Origin of the sequence: Petrotoga sp. SL27 (assembly GCF_002924605.1) — a bacterium.
Lineage (GTDB): Bacteria > Thermotogota > Thermotogae > Petrotogales > Petrotogaceae > Petrotoga > Petrotoga sibirica.
This window is the reverse complement of the sequence record NZ_JAIP01000016.1, coordinates 22,649-42,990: the sequence shown is the minus strand read 5'-3', so window position 1 is coordinate 42,990 and position 20,342 is coordinate 22,649. Positions and strand designations below refer to the sequence as shown.

General features: G+C 33.0%; 18 protein-coding genes. 9 read left to right on the top strand and 9 right to left on the bottom strand.

The annotated features are described in order from the left end of the window. From AD60_RS06795 to hpf, 6 genes are all read left to right on the top strand, one after another. Positions 1-259: beta-eliminating lyase-related protein (locus AD60_RS06795; protein WP_233186840.1), on the top strand; the 259-nt coding region annotated here is incomplete at its 5' end. Positions 260-471: 212 nt separating this feature from the next. Then, positions 472-888: an OsmC family protein gene (locus AD60_RS06790; RefSeq protein ID WP_103877112.1), complete on the top strand. Its 417-nt coding sequence runs from the start codon at positions 472-474 to the stop codon at positions 886-888. Between the two features lie 32 nt (positions 889-920). Continuing rightward, positions 921-1,730 (top strand): Mrp/NBP35 family ATP-binding protein, encoded by an 810-nt coding sequence (locus AD60_RS06785; protein ID WP_103877111.1) that lies wholly within the window; start codon positions 921-923, stop codon positions 1,728-1,730. 130 nt (positions 1,731-1,860) lie between these two features. After that, positions 1,861-3,852, top strand: coding sequence for an alpha-amylase family glycosyl hydrolase (locus AD60_RS06780; RefSeq protein ID WP_103877110.1), 1,992 nt, complete (start codon positions 1,861-1,863; stop codon positions 3,850-3,852). A gap of 15 nt (positions 3,853-3,867) precedes the next feature. Continuing rightward, positions 3,868-6,162 (top strand): primosomal protein N', encoded by a 2,295-nt coding sequence (priA, locus tag AD60_RS06775; protein WP_103877109.1) that lies wholly within the window; start codon positions 3,868-3,870, stop codon positions 6,160-6,162. Between the two features lie 96 nt (positions 6,163-6,258). Then, a complete protein-coding gene (hpf, locus tag AD60_RS06770; protein ID WP_103877108.1) occupies positions 6,259-6,858 on the top strand; it encodes a ribosome hibernation-promoting factor, HPF/YfiA family in 600 nt (199 codons plus the stop codon). 84 nt (positions 6,859-6,942) lie between these two features. On the opposite strand, the gene AD60_RS06765 is transcribed toward hpf, so the two are convergent. The 4 genes from AD60_RS06765 to AD60_RS06750 all read right to left on the bottom strand — a co-directional run bounded on the left by AD60_RS06765 (position 6,943) and on the right by AD60_RS06750 (position 11,449). Continuing rightward, positions 6,943-8,613 (bottom strand): carbon starvation protein A, encoded by a 1,671-nt coding sequence (locus AD60_RS06765; protein WP_103877107.1) that lies wholly within the window; start codon positions 8,611-8,613, stop codon positions 6,943-6,945. Between the two features lie 231 nt (positions 8,614-8,844). Beyond that, positions 8,845-9,525, bottom strand: coding sequence for a LytTR family DNA-binding domain-containing protein (locus tag AD60_RS06760; protein ID WP_103877106.1), 681 nt, complete (start codon positions 9,523-9,525; stop codon positions 8,845-8,847). Then, entirely contained in the window at positions 9,522-11,180 is a 1,659-nt protein-coding gene (locus AD60_RS06755) for a LytS/YhcK type 5TM receptor domain-containing protein (RefSeq protein ID WP_103877105.1), read from the bottom strand. The genes AD60_RS06760 and AD60_RS06755 overlap by 4 nt, the downstream gene beginning before the upstream one ends. Beyond that, positions 11,174-11,449: a hypothetical protein gene (locus AD60_RS06750; protein ID WP_103877104.1), complete on the bottom strand. Its 276-nt coding sequence runs from the start codon at positions 11,447-11,449 to the stop codon at positions 11,174-11,176. Before AD60_RS06750 ends, AD60_RS06755 begins: the two co-directional genes overlap by 7 nt. A 448-nt stretch (positions 11,450-11,897) precedes the next feature. On the opposite strand from AD60_RS06750, the gene AD60_RS06745 reads away from it, so the two are divergent. After that, positions 11,898-14,414 (top strand): alpha-amylase family glycosyl hydrolase, encoded by a 2,517-nt coding sequence (locus AD60_RS06745; RefSeq protein WP_103877103.1) that lies wholly within the window; start codon positions 11,898-11,900, stop codon positions 14,412-14,414. A 62-nt stretch (positions 14,415-14,476) separates the two neighbouring features. On the opposite strand, the gene AD60_RS06740 is transcribed toward AD60_RS06745, so the two are convergent. Then, a complete protein-coding gene (locus AD60_RS06740) occupies positions 14,477-14,719 on the bottom strand; it encodes a glutaredoxin family protein (RefSeq protein ID WP_103877102.1) in 243 nt (80 codons plus the stop codon). 286 nt (positions 14,720-15,005) lie between these two features. Here AD60_RS06740 and AD60_RS06735 point away from each other — a divergent pair, with 286 nt between their 5' ends. After that, positions 15,006-15,866 carry an alpha/beta fold hydrolase gene (locus AD60_RS06735; protein WP_103877101.1) on the top strand — a complete coding sequence of 287 codons (861 nt, stop codon included), beginning with the start codon at positions 15,006-15,008 and terminating at the stop codon, positions 15,864-15,866. Here the strand turns inward: AD60_RS06735 and AD60_RS06730 are convergent. After that, complete coding sequence (locus AD60_RS06730) at positions 15,855-16,385, bottom strand: hypothetical protein (protein ID WP_103877100.1); 531 nt, start codon at positions 16,383-16,385, stop codon at positions 15,855-15,857. The two genes, AD60_RS06735 and AD60_RS06730, sit on opposite strands and share 12 nt — an antisense overlap. A 53-nt stretch (positions 16,386-16,438) precedes the next feature. On the opposite strand from AD60_RS06730, the gene AD60_RS06725 reads away from it, so the two are divergent. Beyond that, the gene (locus AD60_RS06725) at positions 16,439-16,816 is read left to right on the top strand and encodes a DUF123 domain-containing protein (RefSeq protein ID WP_103877099.1); all 378 of its coding nucleotides are present in this window, start codon (positions 16,439-16,441) and stop codon (positions 16,814-16,816) included. Here the strand turns inward: AD60_RS06725 and AD60_RS06720 are convergent. The 3 genes from AD60_RS06720 to AD60_RS06710 all read right to left on the bottom strand — a co-directional run bounded on the left by AD60_RS06720 (position 16,806) and on the right by AD60_RS06710 (position 20,331). Further along, the gene (locus AD60_RS06720; protein ID WP_103877098.1) at positions 16,806-18,047 is read right to left on the bottom strand and encodes a hypothetical protein; all 1,242 of its coding nucleotides are present in this window, start codon (positions 18,045-18,047) and stop codon (positions 16,806-16,808) included. The genes AD60_RS06725 and AD60_RS06720 overlap by 11 nt on opposite strands. Positions 18,048-18,227: 180 nt before the next feature. Beyond that, entirely contained in the window at positions 18,228-19,937 is a 1,710-nt protein-coding gene (locus tag AD60_RS06715; protein WP_103877097.1) for a penicillin-binding transpeptidase domain-containing protein, read from the bottom strand. Then, complete coding sequence (locus tag AD60_RS06710) at positions 19,918-20,331, bottom strand: hypothetical protein (RefSeq protein WP_103877096.1); 414 nt, start codon at positions 20,329-20,331, stop codon at positions 19,918-19,920. Before AD60_RS06710 ends, AD60_RS06715 begins: the two co-directional genes overlap by 20 nt. Between the last annotated feature and the right edge of the window lie 11 nt (positions 20,332-20,342).

The window sequence follows — 20,342 nt, the reverse complement described above, 5'->3', positions numbered from 1 at the left end:
ATCTGGAGTTCGTGGTGTAGAAGTTGGATCATTAATGATGGGGCGTGATCCTCAGACTGGTGAACAACTTGAATCTCCTTTTGAATTCTTGAGATTAGCCATCCCAAGAAGAGTCTATACTTACACGCACCTTGATTACGTTGCTGAAGGATTGTTAGCTGTAAAAGATATATCTACCTCACTCAAAGGATTAGAATTCACATACGAGCCTAAAATTCTAAGACATTTCATGGCAAGATTGAAACCTATCGAAACGTAATTTCAATTTATAAATCACTTTTTCATGATATAATGTATTATTAGAAAGAATTGAACTCAGACACTTCATAAATAAAATGAAGATGACAAATGTTTGAAGAAATCCTATAAGGACCAATATTGGTATAGGGTGTGAGACGAATGGTGCTATATATAAAATTTTAGAGTTTCTAAAAATTGTAAAATAATACTAAAATGGAGGAGATGTTAATTATGTCTGAATTTTTACTGCAAAACACACACGGAAGTCATTTTTACATGAAAACACCATCTGGTCATGATGTTCATGTGGACGCAGCCCCAGAGAACCTTGGTTATGATTCGGCTGCGCGCCCCATGGAGTACTTAATTGCCGGCTTAGGAGGATGTACAGGAATAGACGTAGTAACTATTCTAAACAAAATGAAAGTAAAGTACGATGAATTAAATTTGAGAATATTAACAGAAAGAAGTGAGGAACATCCCAAAAAATATACGAAGATTCATATAATTTACGAATTTAAGGGGAAGGATCTACCCATAGATAAATTGGAAAGAGCCGCTCAACTTTCACAAGAAAAATATTGTGGAGCAAGCGCTACTTTTAGAGGTTCTACAGAGATTACTTACGAAGTAAAGATCGTTGAGTAAATATAAGTACAATGATTGTTGGGAGGAATAGAATGGCTAACTTAAAGGAAAGAAAAGAGAAGGTCTCTCAAAAGCTTGAAAATATCGATAACGTTATTATGGTTATGAGCGGTAAAGGAGGAGTTGGGAAAACTACCGTCGCAGTGAATTTAGCGGTAGCTTTGGCTCTAGAGGGTAGAAAAGTAGGCCTTTTAGATGTTGATTTACATGGTCCGGATGTAGTAAGAATGTTGGGAGGTAGGGAGGCTAAAATTTCTGCAGTTGGGGAGGAAATACTTCCTCCCCAAGTACACGGAATAAAGGTTATTTCTATTTCCCAATTTCTGGATAACGATAATGATGCTGTTATCTGGAGAGGCCCTTTAAAAACAGGCGCTATAATGCAATTTATTGGTGATGTTGCTTGGGGTGAATTGGACTATCTTATTATTGATGCACCCCCAGGTACCGGAGATGAACCTCTAACGGTTTTTCAAAACGTGGAAAAGATTAAGGGTGCTTTGATTGTAACTTCTCCCTCTGTCGTTTCGCAAGACGACGTGGAGAGGGCTATTAATTTTGTGAAAAAAATGAACAAACAAATTATCGGGATAGTTGAAAATATGTCATATTTTATCTGTCCAAATTGTAAGACTAAACACTTCATTTTTGGTGAAGGTGGAGGAAGAGTTTTAGCCGAAAAATACAATTTAGAATTACTTGCACAAATTCCTTTGGATTCGACTGTCAGGGAAAACATGGATGCTGGTAAACCCGTTGCTTACTTCGGAACCCCTGAAGTAACTAGCTCTTACGTTAATTTGGGCAAGAAGGTAATAGAAAAAGTAGAAACGGTTCGTTAATAAAGTATAAGATCAGAAAACTAAGATGGGAAGAAGATAGTCTTTTGATTATAAAGGGTTACAGTATGGAAACACCACATTTAAATTATCTCAAGCCAGTAAACTTCTTTTTATCTAGGGGGTTATACTCATGAAACAATTAGTTTTCCTTATAACGATAATTTTTTCTGTTGTTGTTTCTTTTTCAGTAAATACTTCTTTTTTATACTCAAAAGAAGCTACTTCTGTTTATTTAGTTGCGAGTTTTAACGACTTTGAACCGGTACCGATGGAAAAAAGCTTCACAGGCCTGTGGCGTTATAACGTTAATTTAGAGCCTGGTGAATACCTCTATAAATTCATCGTAGATGGTAAAAGAACGATAGATTTTCAAAACGATAAGATAACAGCATATAGCGGAGAAATCTTCAATGTACGTACCGTTCAAGAGGCATATGTTTTTTCAAAAGTTGGGGATGGAAAAGTTAAAAACTTTTATTTCGATAACCAAAGAAGATACATAAATCCAGTACAAAAGGGAGAAATATATCTTTCAATAGAATTCGAAAAAAATGATGTTGAAGACGTTGAACTACAGGCTAACGCCTCATCCGTACAAAAGTCCGTAATAGAATTCAATAATACCATTCTTTATAGGTTTCACATATTTACAGAATCAGAAGTTTTAAAGTATCGATTTTTAATTTACGATGGGGAAGAAATAATATACGGTTTCAACAGATCTGAAGAATTTTTTGAATTCGACTTTAACCATCCTATAATTTCATATTTTGATATACCCGAGTGGTCAAAAGGAAGGATCTATTATCAAATATTTCCTGATAGGTTCAGAAATGGTGATTCTTCAAATGATCCTAAAGGAACATACAGTTGGAATGGTCCACACAACAGAAATTCTCTTTCTTTTGGTTTTTATGGTGGGGATCTTCAAGGAGTCATTGACTCAATTGATTATTTTAAATATTTAGGAGTGGAAGCAATCTATTTCAATCCCATTTTTGAAGCCGAGACTCCTCATAAATACGATACAACTGATTATCTAAGAATTGATGATTCTTTTGGTAATGATGAGGTCTTTTCTAATATATTGAAAGTATTACATGAATCAGATATCAAAGTAATATTAGATGGTGTCTTTAATCACACCGGAACTGAATTTTTCGCTATGAAAGAAAACTTTCTCAAACAAGAAAAATCCGATTATTTGGATTGGTATTATATTAAGTCATTTCCTATCAAAAAATCGACAGAAAGTTACGAAGGTTGGCATGGATACGCTGATCTCCCTCAATTAAACAACGAAAATCCCGAGGTAAGGGCATACATAAATCAGGTAATTGGTAAATGGATGAGTTTTGGTATAGATGGATGGCGAATGGATGCGGTTGATCAACTTCCTGAAGCTTATTGGTCAGCTCTTTACGAGAATATTAAAAATATAGACCAAGAAGCTTTAGTTGTGGGAGAATTTTGGAGAGATGCCACTTCTTATTTTGAAGATCCAAGCTTCGACTCGGTTATGAATTACATCTTCAGAGATGCAGCTATTGCTTATGCTAAAGGTGGAAAGTCTATTAATTTTGTTAATACCACCAATGCATATATACACAAATATCCGCCACAAGTACTGCATGGGTTGTGGAACCTTTTAGGTTCACATGATACAGAAAGAATTCTAACCGCCTTCGGTGAGGATACGGAGCGAATGAAATTAGCTGTTGTTCTTCAAATGACGTTTATCGGCTCTCCTCTAATATATTATGGTGATGAGATAGGCATGACAGGGACCACAGATCCATTCTGCAGGGTTCCATTTTACTGGGATGATAACAAATGGAATATGGAAATTTTAGAATTATATTCTCAGCTCGCCGAATTAAGAAAAAAAAGTAATGCCTTGAGAAAAGGTGATTATACAGTACTGTATGCCGATGAAAGTGTTCTAATTTATGAAAGACGATATCAATCAGAGAACATTATAATTGCACTAAATTCTAAAGATTCTCAAATTGAAATCGAGTATGACTTGTACGGAAATTACATAGATATTTTCACTGGGAAAAGCTTCGATACTATAGAGAAAATGCCAGGTAAAAGTTTTCTTGTACTTGTTAGTGAATAAAGTTGGAGGTTTTTGATGTATTATTATGAAGTTATTCCCATAGGGCAAATGGTTTTTAATGGGTTTACCTACAAAAGTGACAAAAAATTAGAGATAGGTCAAAGGGTTATCGTTGATTTAAGAGGTAAATTCCTTTCTGGACTAATTTACAAAGAAACTGAAAGTACTGAATTCAACAAAATAAAAGAGATCGCGTTTCCATTGGATAATAAGAGTTTTTTAAATGAAAGTCACATCAAACTTATGGAAAAGGTAAGCTCCAAATTTATGGCACCTATTGGAGAAGTTGCAAGATTGTTTTTTCCTCCTGTTTCCTCAGATATATATAAACTGAGAATTATACCAAAAAGGTCTTTTTCCCCAATTCAAAAACCTATTTTTTATAAACAATTTTTAAAATCTTTTAATAACCCTTCAAAAGCCAACAAGCAGTTAAGGGAATATTTAGATTCGAATTTAATTGAGATAGAACTATATAGAAAAGAATTCACAAAAAAAATAGATAAGTTTGTTAGTTTAAAAATGGACTTAAAAGAGACATGGAAGTTCAATGTATCAAAATCTGCTAGAGAGGTAATAAACTATCTCTCCTTAAACGGTGAGACCTTAGAAAGCGATCTATACTCACAAGGTATTGTGAAAAAAGGTTCCACAGTTTTGAATACATTATGGAAAAAAGGTATAATAGACTTATCAGAAAGTTCAACATCTTGTGAAGAAAATATAGAAGTTTCTTTAAATGAAGAACAGAGACAAGCAGTTGAATCAATACAGGTAAATCCTGACAAACCTCATTTATTGTACGGAGTTACAGGTAGCGGTAAAACGGAAGTATTTTTCGAAGTGGCTAAGCCTATTTTGAAAAATGGTGGAAAAGTACTTCTTTTGGTTCCAGAAATTTCCTTAACCTCAGAGCTAATGAACAGGTTAAAAAAACGGTTCGCTAATTACAATACTGCATTTTACCATTCTGGGCTTACAAGTAGTGAAAGAGTACAGACATGGTATAAAGCAGCAAATGGTGAATTGGACTTAGTCATAGGGACAAGAAGTGCCATCTTTATACCCATGAAAGATTTGAAAATGATAATAATCGATGAAGAACATGATCAATCTTACTATCAGATAGAAAACGTTAGTTACGATGCGATAGATACAGCCTGTTTTAGAAAAGAGTTAGAAGATATTCAACTAATACTTTCATCAGCTACCCCACGGATGGTTGATCTATACATGGCGAAAACGAACTCTTTTTATCTTGAAAAAATAAAAACAAGATACTTCACGGAAATGCCTGAGGTACAGATAGTTGATATGAAAAAGGATGAAAAATACAACTGGATATTCAGTAAAAAGGTAGTAGAAAATATAGAAATCTCTTTGAAAAAAAATAAAAAAATAATTGTTTTTACACCAACGAGAGGTTATGCCAATTACGTAATTTGCAGCGATTGTGGATATATATTTAAATGTGATGAGTGCGATGTTTCATTAACTTTTCATAAAAAAGACAGAAAATTAAGTTGCCATTACTGTGGGAAAGAAAGTGAATTACCAAATTTTTGCCCGAAATGCGGAGGGTTTAAACTACAATCCAGAGGTTTTGGAACTGAACGAGTTTTGACTGAATTAGCTAAAATGTTCCCTTCACAACCCTTGGTAAGAGTAGATAGAACGGTTATAAAAACATTTAAAGACCTAAAAAACACTTTTAATTTCATTAAAGAACCCGGGAAAAAAATCATTGTTGGAACTAAGATGATCACTAAAGGTTTAGATATTCAAGATTTGGATTTAGTAGTCATTCTTGATGCTGATAGATATATCAACTTCCCTGACTACAATGCTCAGGAAAGTACAGCCTCATTGCTTATGCAGGTTGCTGGGAGATCTGGCAGAAAAGAAAAAGGCAAAGTTATCATTCAAAGTTTTCAACCAGAAAGTAATATTTATAAATCTTTAATTGATCATAATTTTGATCTGATTGCAGAGAATGATCTTGAACTAAGAAAAATATACGGATATCCTCCATTCGTGACCTTGTTTTTGATTTTAGTGAACAACCCTTCTGTTGATAAAGCAAAAGCTAAAGCGAATGAAATTGTCGAAGAGTTGGATAGAATTGAAAATCAGGATGATTTTGAAATATTAGGCCCGGTTGTGCCTATCATTTCCAAATTAAGGGGAAATTACAGGTATCAAATCATTATAAAAAGCAAACAGAAAAATCATGAGTTTTTATTCTCAACGCTTAAAACATATTACAGAGATATCAAAATTTATGTTAATCCTCCCACTACATTAGTATAAATATTGTTATGAAAACGTCGTTTCATGTTTAACGTCAAAATATGGATACACACTAAAGACAAGTACAACAACTATTCAAATCTGGAGGTGATTTAGATGGAGTATAAAGTTTATACAAAGGAAGTAGAACTCACAGAAGCTTTAGAGAATTATATCGAAAAAAGGATGAGTAAACCAGACCATCTTCTTAAAAAACATCCTGATATCGTCTCTCCTTCTGACGTCAGAATCACAAAAGAGAGAGGCATGTACAAAGTTGAAATAACTACCCACATTAAAGCTTTAAACAAGATCATAAAAGTAGAAGAAAGAAGCAACGATCTTTATGAAGCTATAGATAAGGTAACTGATTCTTTCGAAAGAAAAATCAGAGAGCTAAAAAATCGTTTGCAAGAACAAAGTAGAACAGATAAAAAAGTGCGTATGGAAATAGAACAAAACTTCCTAAATGCCAACATCAATGATCTTAATTTCAATGATGAAAGTAAAACAGAGAGTGAAGAAAAACCAAATGCCCCTAAAATCGTGAGAACAAAAAATTTTGACTTAACTCTTATGAATGTGGAAGAAGCAATGTTACAAATGCAACTTTTGGGACATTCATTTTTCGTTTTCAGAAACCCAGAAAATGACGCTATCAGTGTGCTTTACGAAAGAAAAGATGGAGATTTAGGGCTCATAGAATTCAATGAATAATTATTAGACACACAAGGGATGCCTTCAATAAAAATTGATTGAGAAAAAAACATAGGGTCTTTAAAAGCAGACCCTATGTTTTTTCTAATTATCGATTTTTTTCAATGCCTTACCAATTTCGATGAATCCTTCTACCGTTATCCATAATGCTATGATAAGTGTTGAAATTGAAACAAATATCAATAAACCATTTTGCGCTTTAATGAAGCTATTTAAGTTTATTACTGTTGCAGATAGAGTCACTACTAACATAAATAACATCGGCAATCCCGTAATCCAAAATGGCTTTTTCTTCTTAACTAAGTAAACAGTACCTATTAATAATGCCAAGGCAGCTAACAATTGGTTCAGGGCACCAAATGCAGGCCATAGTAATAAAGCACCTGTACCCCCTTCAGCTGACATTGACAGTGCAATAGCTGCTAAAATAACAAATGTTGTAGTAACATACCTATTTTTTAACGGTTTTATCACCACATCTCCCTTCTTTGTGGAAAACAATTCCACTAGAGCAAACCTTTGCATCCTTACTGCTGAATCCATTGTTGTTCCAGCAAATGAAACGATAAAAACAGCCATGATCGTTTTAGCGAGATCTAACGGAATACCATATGAATTCATTAGGTTAGCAGAACCATTTATAACAGCAGTTAATTTTGCACTTAAACCACTAGATGATGCCCACGAACTATAATGCGATGAAAAAGCCTCTACTCCACCACCGTTCATACCTATCCCAGCTGTTACTGCTATAATAATCATTACTGCAAGTGCACCTTCTAATAGCATTGCACCATACCCTATTAGATGTGAGTCTGTTTCTTTTTCTAATTGCCTTACAGTAGTACCCGAAGCTGCAAGGCTATGAAAACCAGAGATAGCACCACATGCAATAGTTATAAATAAGATGGGAAACAATGGGGGAGCATCTGGAACGGAGTAAAACGCAGGCGCGACAACTGGTGGATGCCCTACAAAAACACCCAGCATCAACAACACCAAAGCTATGAACAATTCATGTGAATTGATATAATCTCTTGGCTGTAATAACCTATGTACAGGTAAAACTGACGCTATGAACACATAGGCCATTAAAATATAAATCCAAGTTACCACTGAAATCCCCTTTATTGGCACCAAAAGACCTATAAATATAGTAACATACATTAAAATAATAGCGATTATCGAATAAACGGTATCTTTTTTACCTTTGTTATAAACCATATGACCTAACCACATAGCGATGGGAATTTCCAGCCATACTGGAATTACAGATTCTGGATACATGTTGAATAATAAAGCTACGATCATTCCAAACACTGCTACAACTATCCACAACAAAAATTGAATTAAGAGGTGGAAAATTTTTGCTGTTCTTTCATTAATCAGGTCACCGGTTAGTTCACCGAGAGTTTTTCCTTGAGTTCTTGCTGAAACAACTAATGACGTAAAATCATGAACTGCTCCAGCAAAAATTGGTCCCAATACGACCCACAAAAACGCTGGCACCCAACCCCATATAACACCAATTGCAGGACCAACTATAGGGCCTGTCCCTGCAATCGTTGTAAAATGGTGCCCAAAAAGGATATGTTTCTTCGTTGGAACGTAATCGACGCCATCCTCAAATTCTTTTGAGGGTACCAGATTTTTGTCATTTAAACCAAAAATCTTTCTTGACAACCACTTACCATAAGTGATATAAGCTAACCAATAACCAAAAAAAGCAACCAAGGCCAAAACCAAAGAATTCACTGTAATCCCTCCTTTTAAAATTTTTGTACAATCTTAAGGAATTCCACCTTGTGGTCGTTTTATTAAATTAAAGTCTGAAGTTTGGATTTTCTCTATTAGGTATTTTAGAAAATTAAGCGAAGTTCTAAGTATTTATTATACGTACAAAAAGACTGTTTGCTTCTTAAACGTTAAAAAAAATAGCCTGAAAGGCTATTTTTTTTTATTAAAAGATGTTTAATTTACTTGACATTATATATTAAGTTTAATTTTTAAATTCTTCATATGTGTTTTACCTATTGGTATTATTTTATTGTTTTTCATCTGAATGGAATTGAGGTTATTAATATATCTGTCTATATAATTCAAATTTATAATATAAGATTTATGTACCCTTAAAAACTCTTTGGGTAATTCTTTTTCCAAATTACTTAAATTTTTAAAATGTTTCAGCACATATTCATCGTTTTCAGTAATCACTCTTATCTTTTTTTCAAAGTATTCAAAATAGTAGATATCACAGATATCGAGAAATATTATTTCTTCATTATTTTTTACTGTTATTTTATTCACCTTGGCGTTTTTAAATACTTCCTCTATTCTATTTATGGTTTCTATAAACCTTATTTCTGAAATGGGTTTTGTTAAATAATCCAATGCTCTTACTTCAAATGCATCAACTGCATATTCAGAATAAGCTGTTACAAATACAATTTTATAGTTTTCAAGATATTTAGAGGCTTTTAGCCCATTCATTATTGGCATTTCTATATCTAAAAATATAACGTCTGTAATCTTTTTAGCATCGCTTTTTAAAAATTTTTCAACGTCTTCAAAGCAACCAACTATATCAAAACTGCTCATTTTATTTATTAAATCTTTTAAAGACTCCCTGGCGTAATATTCATCATCAATAATTGCAACTTTTATCATACTCGTTCACCAGATTTATTTTTAACTATTATTTCCGCCATGGTTCCCCCTAATAAAATATGTTTTATATTAAACCTATAATCACTTCCGTATAAGCTCTCTAATCTACTTTTTATCAAAAATAAACCTTTTCCGCTATCTCTAATAATTTTAAAACCTTTCCCATTATCTTTTACTATAATCTTTAGCCCTTGTTCACTTCTTTCAATTTTAATTTTTACTAATAATTTTGAGTCTTTCAAACCGTGTTTTATTGAATTTTCTACCAACGGTTGTAATAAAAAAGGAGGAATTAATTCATCCTCTATATTATCATCAAAATCAATTTCATAATCCAATTTATCTTTAAATCGAAGTTTCATTAATGTAAGGTAATTTAAGGTAAAATCAACCTCTTTTTTTACACTAACCAATTGGGAGTTTTCACGTAGAGTATACCTCAGTAAATCTGATAAATTATCTATAAAATAAGCAACTTTTTCTGGTTCTTCTTTAGATATATATTTTATAGCGTTCAAAGTATTGAATAAAAAATGCGGACTCATATTGGACATCAATTCTCTCAATTTCTCTTCTGTAGTTAGTTTCAGTGCCTTATTAATTTGATAAATTGACAATATTAACGAGAGAATTTGAGCTAACTTTTTACCAAATATTAGATCAGCATTTTTTATAGTTTTATATTTAGAATAATACAGTTTCAAAGTTCCTATTAACTTTCCATTAATGTCTTTTATAGGAATAATTATAGACGAAAACAACGGGCAATCCTTTTTTATACAATTTATCCCTTCTCTATTGACAATCGTTAATTCTCTTCCGCTGTTAATAACTTTTTTGGTCATTTGATCTATTATTGGCCATTCAGAAATATGATGATCTGAACCACTTCCAACATGAGCTAAAACTACATCTTTATTAGTCAATGCTATAGCATCGAAATTTGTATTTTCTAAGATAACTTTAGCTATAACATTTGCACTTTCTTTATTTAGACCTTTTTCAGCAAAAGACAAACTTTTTTCCATTATCAAAAAAATAGAATTCATTGTATTTTCTTCGGTAAATTGAAGTTGATTCTCTATATTTATAATCATGAAATTGAAAAAAGAAACGCCTAAAGCATTCGTTAAAATCATTGGAAATAATATATTAAAAGTTATTTCAAAAGCTAATTCTGCTGGCTTTACCATCACTAAAACATAGGTTAAATGTACCACCTCTAAAATAGTTGTGTAAAGTAATGTTCTAAGAAAAGTAAAATGTTCTCTACCATGATATTTTGAGATCACACCACTAATAAAGCCTGCTGTTAAAGTTCCTAAAGAGCAAGGAATCGCGGTGATCCCGCCAATGAACATTCTAAAAGTAGTAGAAATTAAAGCTGCAACAACTCCGCCAGGGATATTACCTAAAATACCTGCTAAAATAACACCAATATCTCTAAAATTCACAATTGCCCCATTATAATTTATACCGGATAACGTACCTACAATTCCAATGAATCCCCCAATTATTCCTATGGTAATCTTATTCTTAAGAAATAATCTTTTTCCTACAATGTTTCTCATAACATAGGTCTGAAAGATTAAATAAGTTGTGACTAATACTAAGGACAATCTTTCAAGCAAATTAATAGTAATATCTCCTAACATGGATCCCGCCTTATCGCTCTGTCTCCAAAATCACCCAAGTCTGTTAATTCACTATCTTCCACCTCTTTAGCTTTTCTTTTTGCATCTTTATAGAAGTTAGAAGTTATATTTATTTCTAAATCCTTTAATTCTGTTAACATTAACTTAGCTTTCCCCTCAGGATTTTTTGCAACAAATACAGTTATTCTTTTATATTTATCTCTAACTTTTGCAATGTTTCTCAAATCATCAACGCCTAATCCATAACCGTACAAAATCAAATTTTTCATATTCGCCTCCACTTTTATAACCACTCCAAAGTCAAAGTTTTTGCTTTTGCAATACTAATACTGAAAAACACTTTCACACATTTTCATACACCCAAGCTTCCTCTAAACATTTTAGAAGTAGCCCAGGGGAATGTTAACTAAATACTAATAATTTGGTTTCAATATTTTTATTATTATAACAAATTTTTATTTTTTTCCAAAAAGTGTTAGTTAGATCATAATTAATTGTCATTGAAATAGGGTAATGGTTAGATAGTAATTATGTCTTTAAACTTGATTTGTTTTTTGTTCAATGAGGAGTGATATCTTTTTTATCCTTTTTGTCAAGTACCTCATCAACCATTTTTATTATACAGCCGTACTTAGATTTGCAAGTTTTTCAAACTTATGTTATAATATTCTAGTAAAACGTTTCCATTATTAAAAAAGTTAAAAGGAGGCGAAACAAATGAAAAGATACTTAGGTTTAGTAGTATTGTTTCTTTTCCTAGCTTCATTTGTTTTTTCAGGAACACCTTCTCCAAATTGGGAAGATCAGATCATCTATTTTGTTATGATAGACAGGTTTGCAAATGGAGATACTTCCAACGATGTACTAACAGATTCAGGTATAGAAAGTGGAATGGTGAACTCAAAATACAACGGTGGGGATATCCAAGGCTTGATCAACCAGTTAGACTACATTAAAGAATTAGGTGCGACGGCAATATGGATTACACCGCCTGTAGCTAACCAATGGTGGGATGGAAGTGTGAATTATGGAGGTTACCATGGCTATTGGGCAAGACATTTTAAAAAGGTAGAAGAACATTTTGGAGATTTAGAACTTTACAAAAAATTTGTAGAAGAAGCTCACAAAAGAGGGCTGTATGTAATTCAGGATATCGTAGCGAATCATACGGGTAATTTTTTGATTTACAAAAACGGAAAATATTTTTTAAACGATCAAAGTGTACCAACAAACAAACCCGAACAGTATCCCTTTAATATTAATGATTATAACGATCCAGAACAAAAAAAATTGAATATTTATCATTGGCCTTCAGAAATTAAAAACCCAAACCAATATAATACCGAATTTTCTCAATTAGATGATTTGAACACTGAAAATCCTCTTGTGATAGATGCTTTGAAAGATTCTTACACCTTTTGGATAGAAGAAGCGGATATAGATGGTTTTAGGGTAGATACTGCTATCTATGTTCCAAATGAATTTTGGGGAGAATTTTTAAATGGAGAAAATGGAATATATGAAATGGCCGAATCATGTGGAAAAAATGATTTCTTAACCTATGGTGAAGCATGGATAACACCTCAACCTTTCTCGAACGAAGCCGAGGAGTCTTTAAATGAATATATGGAATTTGGATTTAATTCAATGTTAGATTTTCCACTTCAAACGGATATCAAACGAGTGTTTAAAGAAGGAAAACCAACATCTTACTTGGAGTATAGGTTGAATCAAAGAGAAATAATGTACAAAGATCCTTCAAGAATGATAACCTTTATTGATAATCACGATATGGATAGGTTCCTAAAAGGTTCTGACATAAACAGTCTCAAACAAGCGCTAACTTTTATATTTACTATTCCCGGAATCCCAACAATATATTACGGTACAGAACAGAATTTTGTTGAGACAAGGGCAGCAATGTTTGAACAAGGATTTGCTTCTGGAGGCGTTGACCACTTTGATACAACAACACCTACCTTCCAGTACATTAAAGAATTAACAGAATTAAGGAAAAACATATCGACTTTCAGATATGGAAAAGTAGAAGTCCTCTTCAGCGATGAATTAGGTCCTGGACCTTTCATTTATAAAGTAAAGGATGAATCAAAATCTTATATTATTTTGATGAATACGTCTTCCAATAAAAAACATGCTACTGATGTTGACTTAGGAATTGCTGAAGGTACCATTCTTAAACCAATTTTAGTAAACAATATGATTAACAAAGAAATCGTATATACTTCATCTTTGAATATCTTGTTAAACGGTAAAACTATTGGTATATTTGAGGTGACGGATGAAGTTAAGCCAGTGAAAGAAGAAGATATATCTGTCGAAATAACAAATTTAGAAGAGGGTCAAACCTTCTCGGACAACTTTGTGTTAAAAGGAACTGCGTCAAACGCAAAATCCATTCTTGTAATTGTTGATCGTGAGGAAAAGGGATATGCTAAAATCACCCTCACACAAAAACAAAATGAATCTTGGCAACTTCCAATAAACATCTCGGATTTCACACCTGGGCAACACAACATATTCGTTAAAGCCTACGGAAGAACTCCATTAATAGTTGATTATTCAGAAAGTTATAACGTTAACTTTGATATCCCCATGGTGACAATTAAAGTAGTCGAAGATCCTCTGGGAGACGATAAAGGACCTAATGGAACTTATTCTTACCCAAAAGATCCAACTTTCAACAAACAGATGGATATCAGAGAGGTTGAATTGATACAAATTGGAACGATGCTTAGGATAATTGTAACTATGGAGAATGTAACTGATGTCTGGAACCCTGCCAACGGATTCGATCACGTGACATTTCAAATTTTCTTCGATGACCCTAACAAAAAAGGAGCAATAGAATTACCTTTTCAAAATGCAATTATGCCAAATAACTTAGACTGGGATTACGAAGTTTACGCAACCGGTTGGGGTATTAGTCTTTTCAGTTCAGAGAACTCATCAGCTAATAAATATGGTAATCCAATAACCCCCACTCCTGCTATACAGGTTAATAAAAAAGAAAATACAATAACCTTTATGATTCCACTTTCAACACTTGACACAAGCGATATTTCCGGATGGACAATTTATGTTACAACTTATGATTATGATGGAATAGAAGGGGTTTTGAGGCCATTATCGCCAAATGGAGGCCCTTGGTCGTTTGGCGGAGGAAATCCAACAGATCCGAAGATAATGGACGATATTTTAATAAAAATTGATTAACAAAAAAACATAGGGCCTTTAAAATCAGGCCCTATGTTTTTATTAATATTGAACTGACTGTCTTAATTAATTCCGAGCATACTGTCGATTTTGTTTTTATCAAAACCAATGATATAATGATTTCCAATTTGAATCACTGGAGTCCCCATCTGATGAGTTTTTCTAACTAATTCTTCTGCTGCTTTTGGATCTTTTGAAACATCGACTTCCTTAAATTTTATTCCCAATTCTCTAAAGTACGATTTGGCTTTCCTGCACCAAGGACAACTTGGAGTTGTATAAACCTTTATTTTTACATGTTGCATATTTTCTTTCCACCTCCCATACCCTATATAGGTATTTTTTATTATAATAACAGACTTTCATAATATTTCTTTTAAGAAAAGGTAAATATAATTTTGTAAAATAGAAGTGTTTAAATATCAATTAAACATTTTAAAGACGAGGTGATAAACGACGGACTACATATTTAATTATCCTAAACTTCCCATAAATTATAAAGTAAGAGAAGAAGATGATTATTTTGTTTATACGTTCAACACGGTATATACCGACCCTATCTACAAAGAAAATGAAACTCAGGTAATTCACATGTTTAAACCCGAGCAAAAAGTTAAAGGGGATATAGTTTTTCTACATGGTATTGGGCCCAACAACGTTCCCTACCTTGAATGGTACGGTAGATATTTTCAAAAACTTGGTTACAGAACGAGTGTTGTGATTCTTCCTTATCATCTGAGTAGAAAACCAAATGACATAGAAGATGGTGACCCTTATTATTCACCTGAACCAGAGAAGTGTACAGTACTTTTCCATAATTCGGTAAAAGACGTTCGAAGGACGATCGATTTATTAGAAACTTTCGATGATTTTTCCGAAAATAACTTGTACTTGATGGGTGTATCTTTTGGAGGAATAATTGGTGCAATGACTTTAGCCCTCGATAAGAGAATTAAAAAAGGTATTTTGATGATCACTGGGGGAAATTGGAGATGGATAAACTTTTATTCACCATATACAGAGAAAGTTAGAGAAAGATACGCAAAAGAAAAGAATTCATTTGGTTGTGATTCCGAAGAGTATTGTAAAAAATATAGAAGTGATGCGGCTAACTTTGTGAAATATAAAATCAATTCAATAGATGATATATTCCAAAAAACTCCCATCACTTGTTACCATTACGACCCTTTAAGTTATGCCAAGTTTGTTAATCAACCTGTTCTTTTTATAAAAGCTCTTTTTGATAAGATTATGCCACATAAAGCAACAAATGACCTTCAAAAGTTATTGCCAAATAAAAAGGTTAAAAGATTATTGTCTGGGCATAAATCTAGTTATTTATTCAAAAGAACCGTTGGATGTTGGGTGATTAATTTTATAGAGGAAGGGCTATCCCAAGAAAGCCGAGAAAAAAGTAATAAAAGAGAAGAAGTTTTAGAATCAAACCGTTAAATCCAAAGTTAAACCTAAAACAAACTCTAAATCTAAAGAAGAGCTATTACTTTTAAAAATTTCTAAAGATCGAAGGGTGTTAAGTAACTTTTTTATTTTTTCTGGATCAGTTTCGGCCCTTAATTCATTCGTTATTTTTTGAATTTCCTTTTCGATTCGTAGCCTTACGTCTACTTTTTCGTTGGCATTTTTCTCTGTATTTTGCGATTCATAAATAGAATCTTGGGATGAACTTTTGTCTATTTCTTTTCTATACAAAATAACAGCTTTAGATTTGCCTCCAACGGCAGCTAAAAATCCTCCCCTCTTTTTAAGATTAAGGTCTATGTCAGTATAAATAACTATTCCACCTTTTTTCAACGCCTGAGATTTAAATTGATTTATGTTCCCTGCCTCATGGGCTGCCACCCTAAGTATACTCAAAGACGCAGGAGAACTATTAGCCAGGCCAGGTTCTCCAGGATCCAACTTGTAACCCAAGTATGGGTTAAAATATTCTGGTTTGATGGAATCAATCATAAAATCACCTTTCTTTTGGAGGAATAGAGACGAATAAGGGATCTTACATTTTATTGATTGAGATAAAAAAAGATTATACAGTGAATTTTAATCACAAAGAAATAAAGATCAATAAAGGCTTGTACGCTTACATAGGTTCTGCTATGAAAAACCTTCACCAAAGAGTTGGCAGGCATTTGACTTTTAATGAAAAAGCTTACCAAAAACATTGGCATATAGACGGTATATTAGAAAACGAAGAGAACAAAATTATATTCATCGCTATGCTGCCTTCAGATAGACGCATTGAAGAAGACATTTCAATAGAATTTGCTAAGAATTTTGAGTTTATTAAAGGTTTTGGAGCCACTGATTTAACTGTAAAATCAAACCTTTATCTCATAGATGATATCGACTGTTTTTTTGAAATTATTAAAAATTTCATTCTTTGAGTACGGTTTTAATGGTTATTCTTATTCTTACTTCATCTATTATATCAAAGATAATATCAATTTTACCTTTCTCTGAGTTGTTTTTAAAGTTTTGATAATTCCCTTCTATCTGCATTTTGTCTATTTCGATATTGGGTGAAGACATACTTAAGTTAACAATTTGTCTGTCCTTACTGTAATTTTGTACTGTAATCAAAAAGTCTACTATTCGGGAATTTCGGGATTTGACTTCCACATCAGACATTTTTTCTATTTTATATTGTACATCCCAACTCTCACCTAGATTTATCTTAAGCGAGTCATCTACAGGTGTGTCTTCTATGTATGCTAACTTTATTGGAAAACTTTCACTATCGAATTCCTCATGTATCCAAACTTCTCCAGAAGGTAACTCTATCCCTAAACCATTATATTTTGTATTTTCTGTGTGTCTTATTATCTGGGTTTTTGTATAATTTGGTATATTGGAGTACAAAGAAAAATTAATTACATTTCTGTCTTCGTATGACAATATATCGTTTTGGGATATCCTAACATTCATTAAAGTATTTTGAAAATTGATTTTTCCTAAATTCATTGTATAAGTTTGACTTACAATTGCCTCTTTTGCAACAATCCCAAAATCATCCATACTTGCCATCCGTGTACCACTCAATAACTTTGTACTCTCTACGTAATCAACAGGAGACAAGTTAAGATATTCGTTCACTAAATATAGATTCGTTGGGCCAACAGGAATACCCTTGATTTGGACGTTTTTGTTGAAAGTCCCGTCACTTTTCATCTCATAGATAACTTCCCATGAACCCCTTGCCCTTAAAGCAATTACAGAATTTTTGGGATTCCTCAATAATATTTGAGTACTCGGTTGAATCTTATCTTTATTCTTTTCATCAGTAACACACCATTGACTTAACTGAGGATTGTAAAATAGAATTTCTTTTGTCCCAACTATCTTATAAACACCTTCATCTATAGCCTCAATAGATTTTTGAGTGAAATCATCCAAAGAAACAATCTTAAAAGGAAAATTTTGGTATACCTTTTGAAGTTCCCAAGAATCCACTCCACTGATACAAAGCACATCAAAACCATCAGGAACTAAGAACGAGGTTTCGTTAGAAACCGTATAGAACAGTTGCACATCTTTAAAGACAAAGGTATAATTCTCTGACAGAACCGTTATACATAAAAAAACGATGAGCATAAAAAATACATACATTTTCTTCACGAAATTCATCTCCTTTTGATTTATTAAAAGAACCTGCGGTCCTAGCCCGGTAAGGTGAGGGCTCGCCCTGTGACCCTTTTTTAAAAGCAGAATTTTTTTATAAAACTATCTATAGCGCCCTTCCCCCGCTCCCCACCCATAAGGATAAAGGAGCCTTTGCCCTTTCGCCCCGCAGCCCAGTTATTGTATATGATATTTTTCAACCAGATCATCAAGTATCTTTCTAGCAACTGGGGCGGCAGCGGTAGACCCCATACCTCCATTTTCAATAATGACAACGATTGAATACTGAGGATAACTTGCTGGCAAAAAACCAGCAAACCATGAGTTAGCGGGCTTTCCACCCCCTACTTCTGCGGTACCTGTCTTTCCAGCAACCGTTATTGGAAAATCCATAAAGGACTGAAAAGCAGTTCCTTCTTCGCCAGCTGGTCCACCGAATGAGGTCACTTCTATCATACCTTGGTAAATATATTTCAGATATTCTTCGTTCATTTCGTATGAATCTCTAAGTAAAGGCGTATTTTTATTTATAATGTTTTCAAAAATATCTTCTTCTCTTTTAAATAAGCTGAATTGATAATATTCTCCTTCTGTAGCAAGAATATTATATATTCTTAGAATTTGAAGTGGAGTCATTGTGACGTAGCCTTGACCTATATACGTTAATAATGTTTCTCCTGGATACCATATGGTATCGAATTTCTCATCTTTCCATTGGGGGTCTGGGAAAATCCCCGCTTTTTCATTTGGTATTTCTATTCCTGTTTTAGAAGTAATATCAAATCTTTCGGCAACACTTTTCAAATAGTCTATCCCCAAGTTTTCTCCAAGCCAATAATAATAAGAGTTAACCGATGCCCTCAAGGATTTCACTAAATTAGTTTCACCATGGCCTAATGTATACCAATCGTAATAAGATGCGATAACGTTACCTTGAGAGTTCTTTAAATCGTATCTTCCAGTGGAATTTATAGTTGTTTGTGGAGATACGCCTCCTTCAAGCGCTGCATATGCAACAAAAGGTTTTATGATAGATCCTGGTGCGTACAATCCAGAGGTTACTCTATTTAACAAAGGCCTATTATTATCGTTCAAAATTCTTTGAAACTCTAAATTACTCATTCCTTGAGCAAACAAATTAGGATCTACAGAAGGGTAACTAACAAAGACTAATATTTCCCCTGTTTTTGGTTCGGAGATGATCACCGAACCATTGTAGTTTCTTTCTTTTAAATAATTGTATGCATTAATCTGTAATTCTAAATCCAACGTCAAATAAATATTGTTACCATTAATCGAATGCGCATTAGTTATTAGAGGTGAAAATGATTTATTTGTCGCAATATTGATCATTTTGTACCCTGGCTCCCCCTGTAATTCTTTATCAAATACCAATTCCAATCCTGACCTGGGAGTACCTTCATTGTCAACATAACCCAAGACATGGTACAAAGATTCGTGAGCATACCTTCTTATATATCTCTCTTGAACTTGTAGATTTTTATCAATGCTGGCTATCTTTTGAGCAGTTACCGAATTTATTTCTAAATTCACTCTTTTTTGAAAATTTAATTTATCTATTACGGTATAAGGATTATCTACAACGTCTTTTAGAACTATGTACAATTCAGATTCTGTTTCTTCACTCAACGTTCCTCCTAAATTCGTTAAATTATATATTCTTTGGTTCCATGCCAACAAATTTCCATTTCTATCGTATATATTTCCTCTCTTAGGAGAATCTTTTACAATTCTTGTTGATAACTCTTGAACTTCCACCGTATATATATTCCAGTTTAAAATCTGTAATTGAAATGATCTAGCAAAAAGTAAGGCAATACCCAAAAAAAATAAAGAAAACAATATTTTAGCTCTTTTTTCTTTCATTGAAAACCAGCCTCATGTTCAAAAAATATAATACAAAGATAATTATCATATCCCAGAAAAACGGATAAAGAGAAGAAGTAATGACACTCATATACAGCGACAAAACGCCCACATATATCAATGCATTAATTAAAGTCATTTCCAACTGATGTAAGAAAAAGTTGATGAGAAGAAAGATAACAAAAAAAATTATTGCAAGAAATCCCAATTCAAACCTAGAATTGAAATAAAAAATAGTATATACGAATACAAAAAAAAGGAGTCTATGGTCATCTTTTTCAAGATTTGACACATACAACACAATTATAGGGAAGATAAAAAAAAGTATTTCTCCAAGCCATCTATCAAATGAAGCTGCAACTAGAGCTAATAAAAAATAAATTAAATACATCATATTTTCTCACT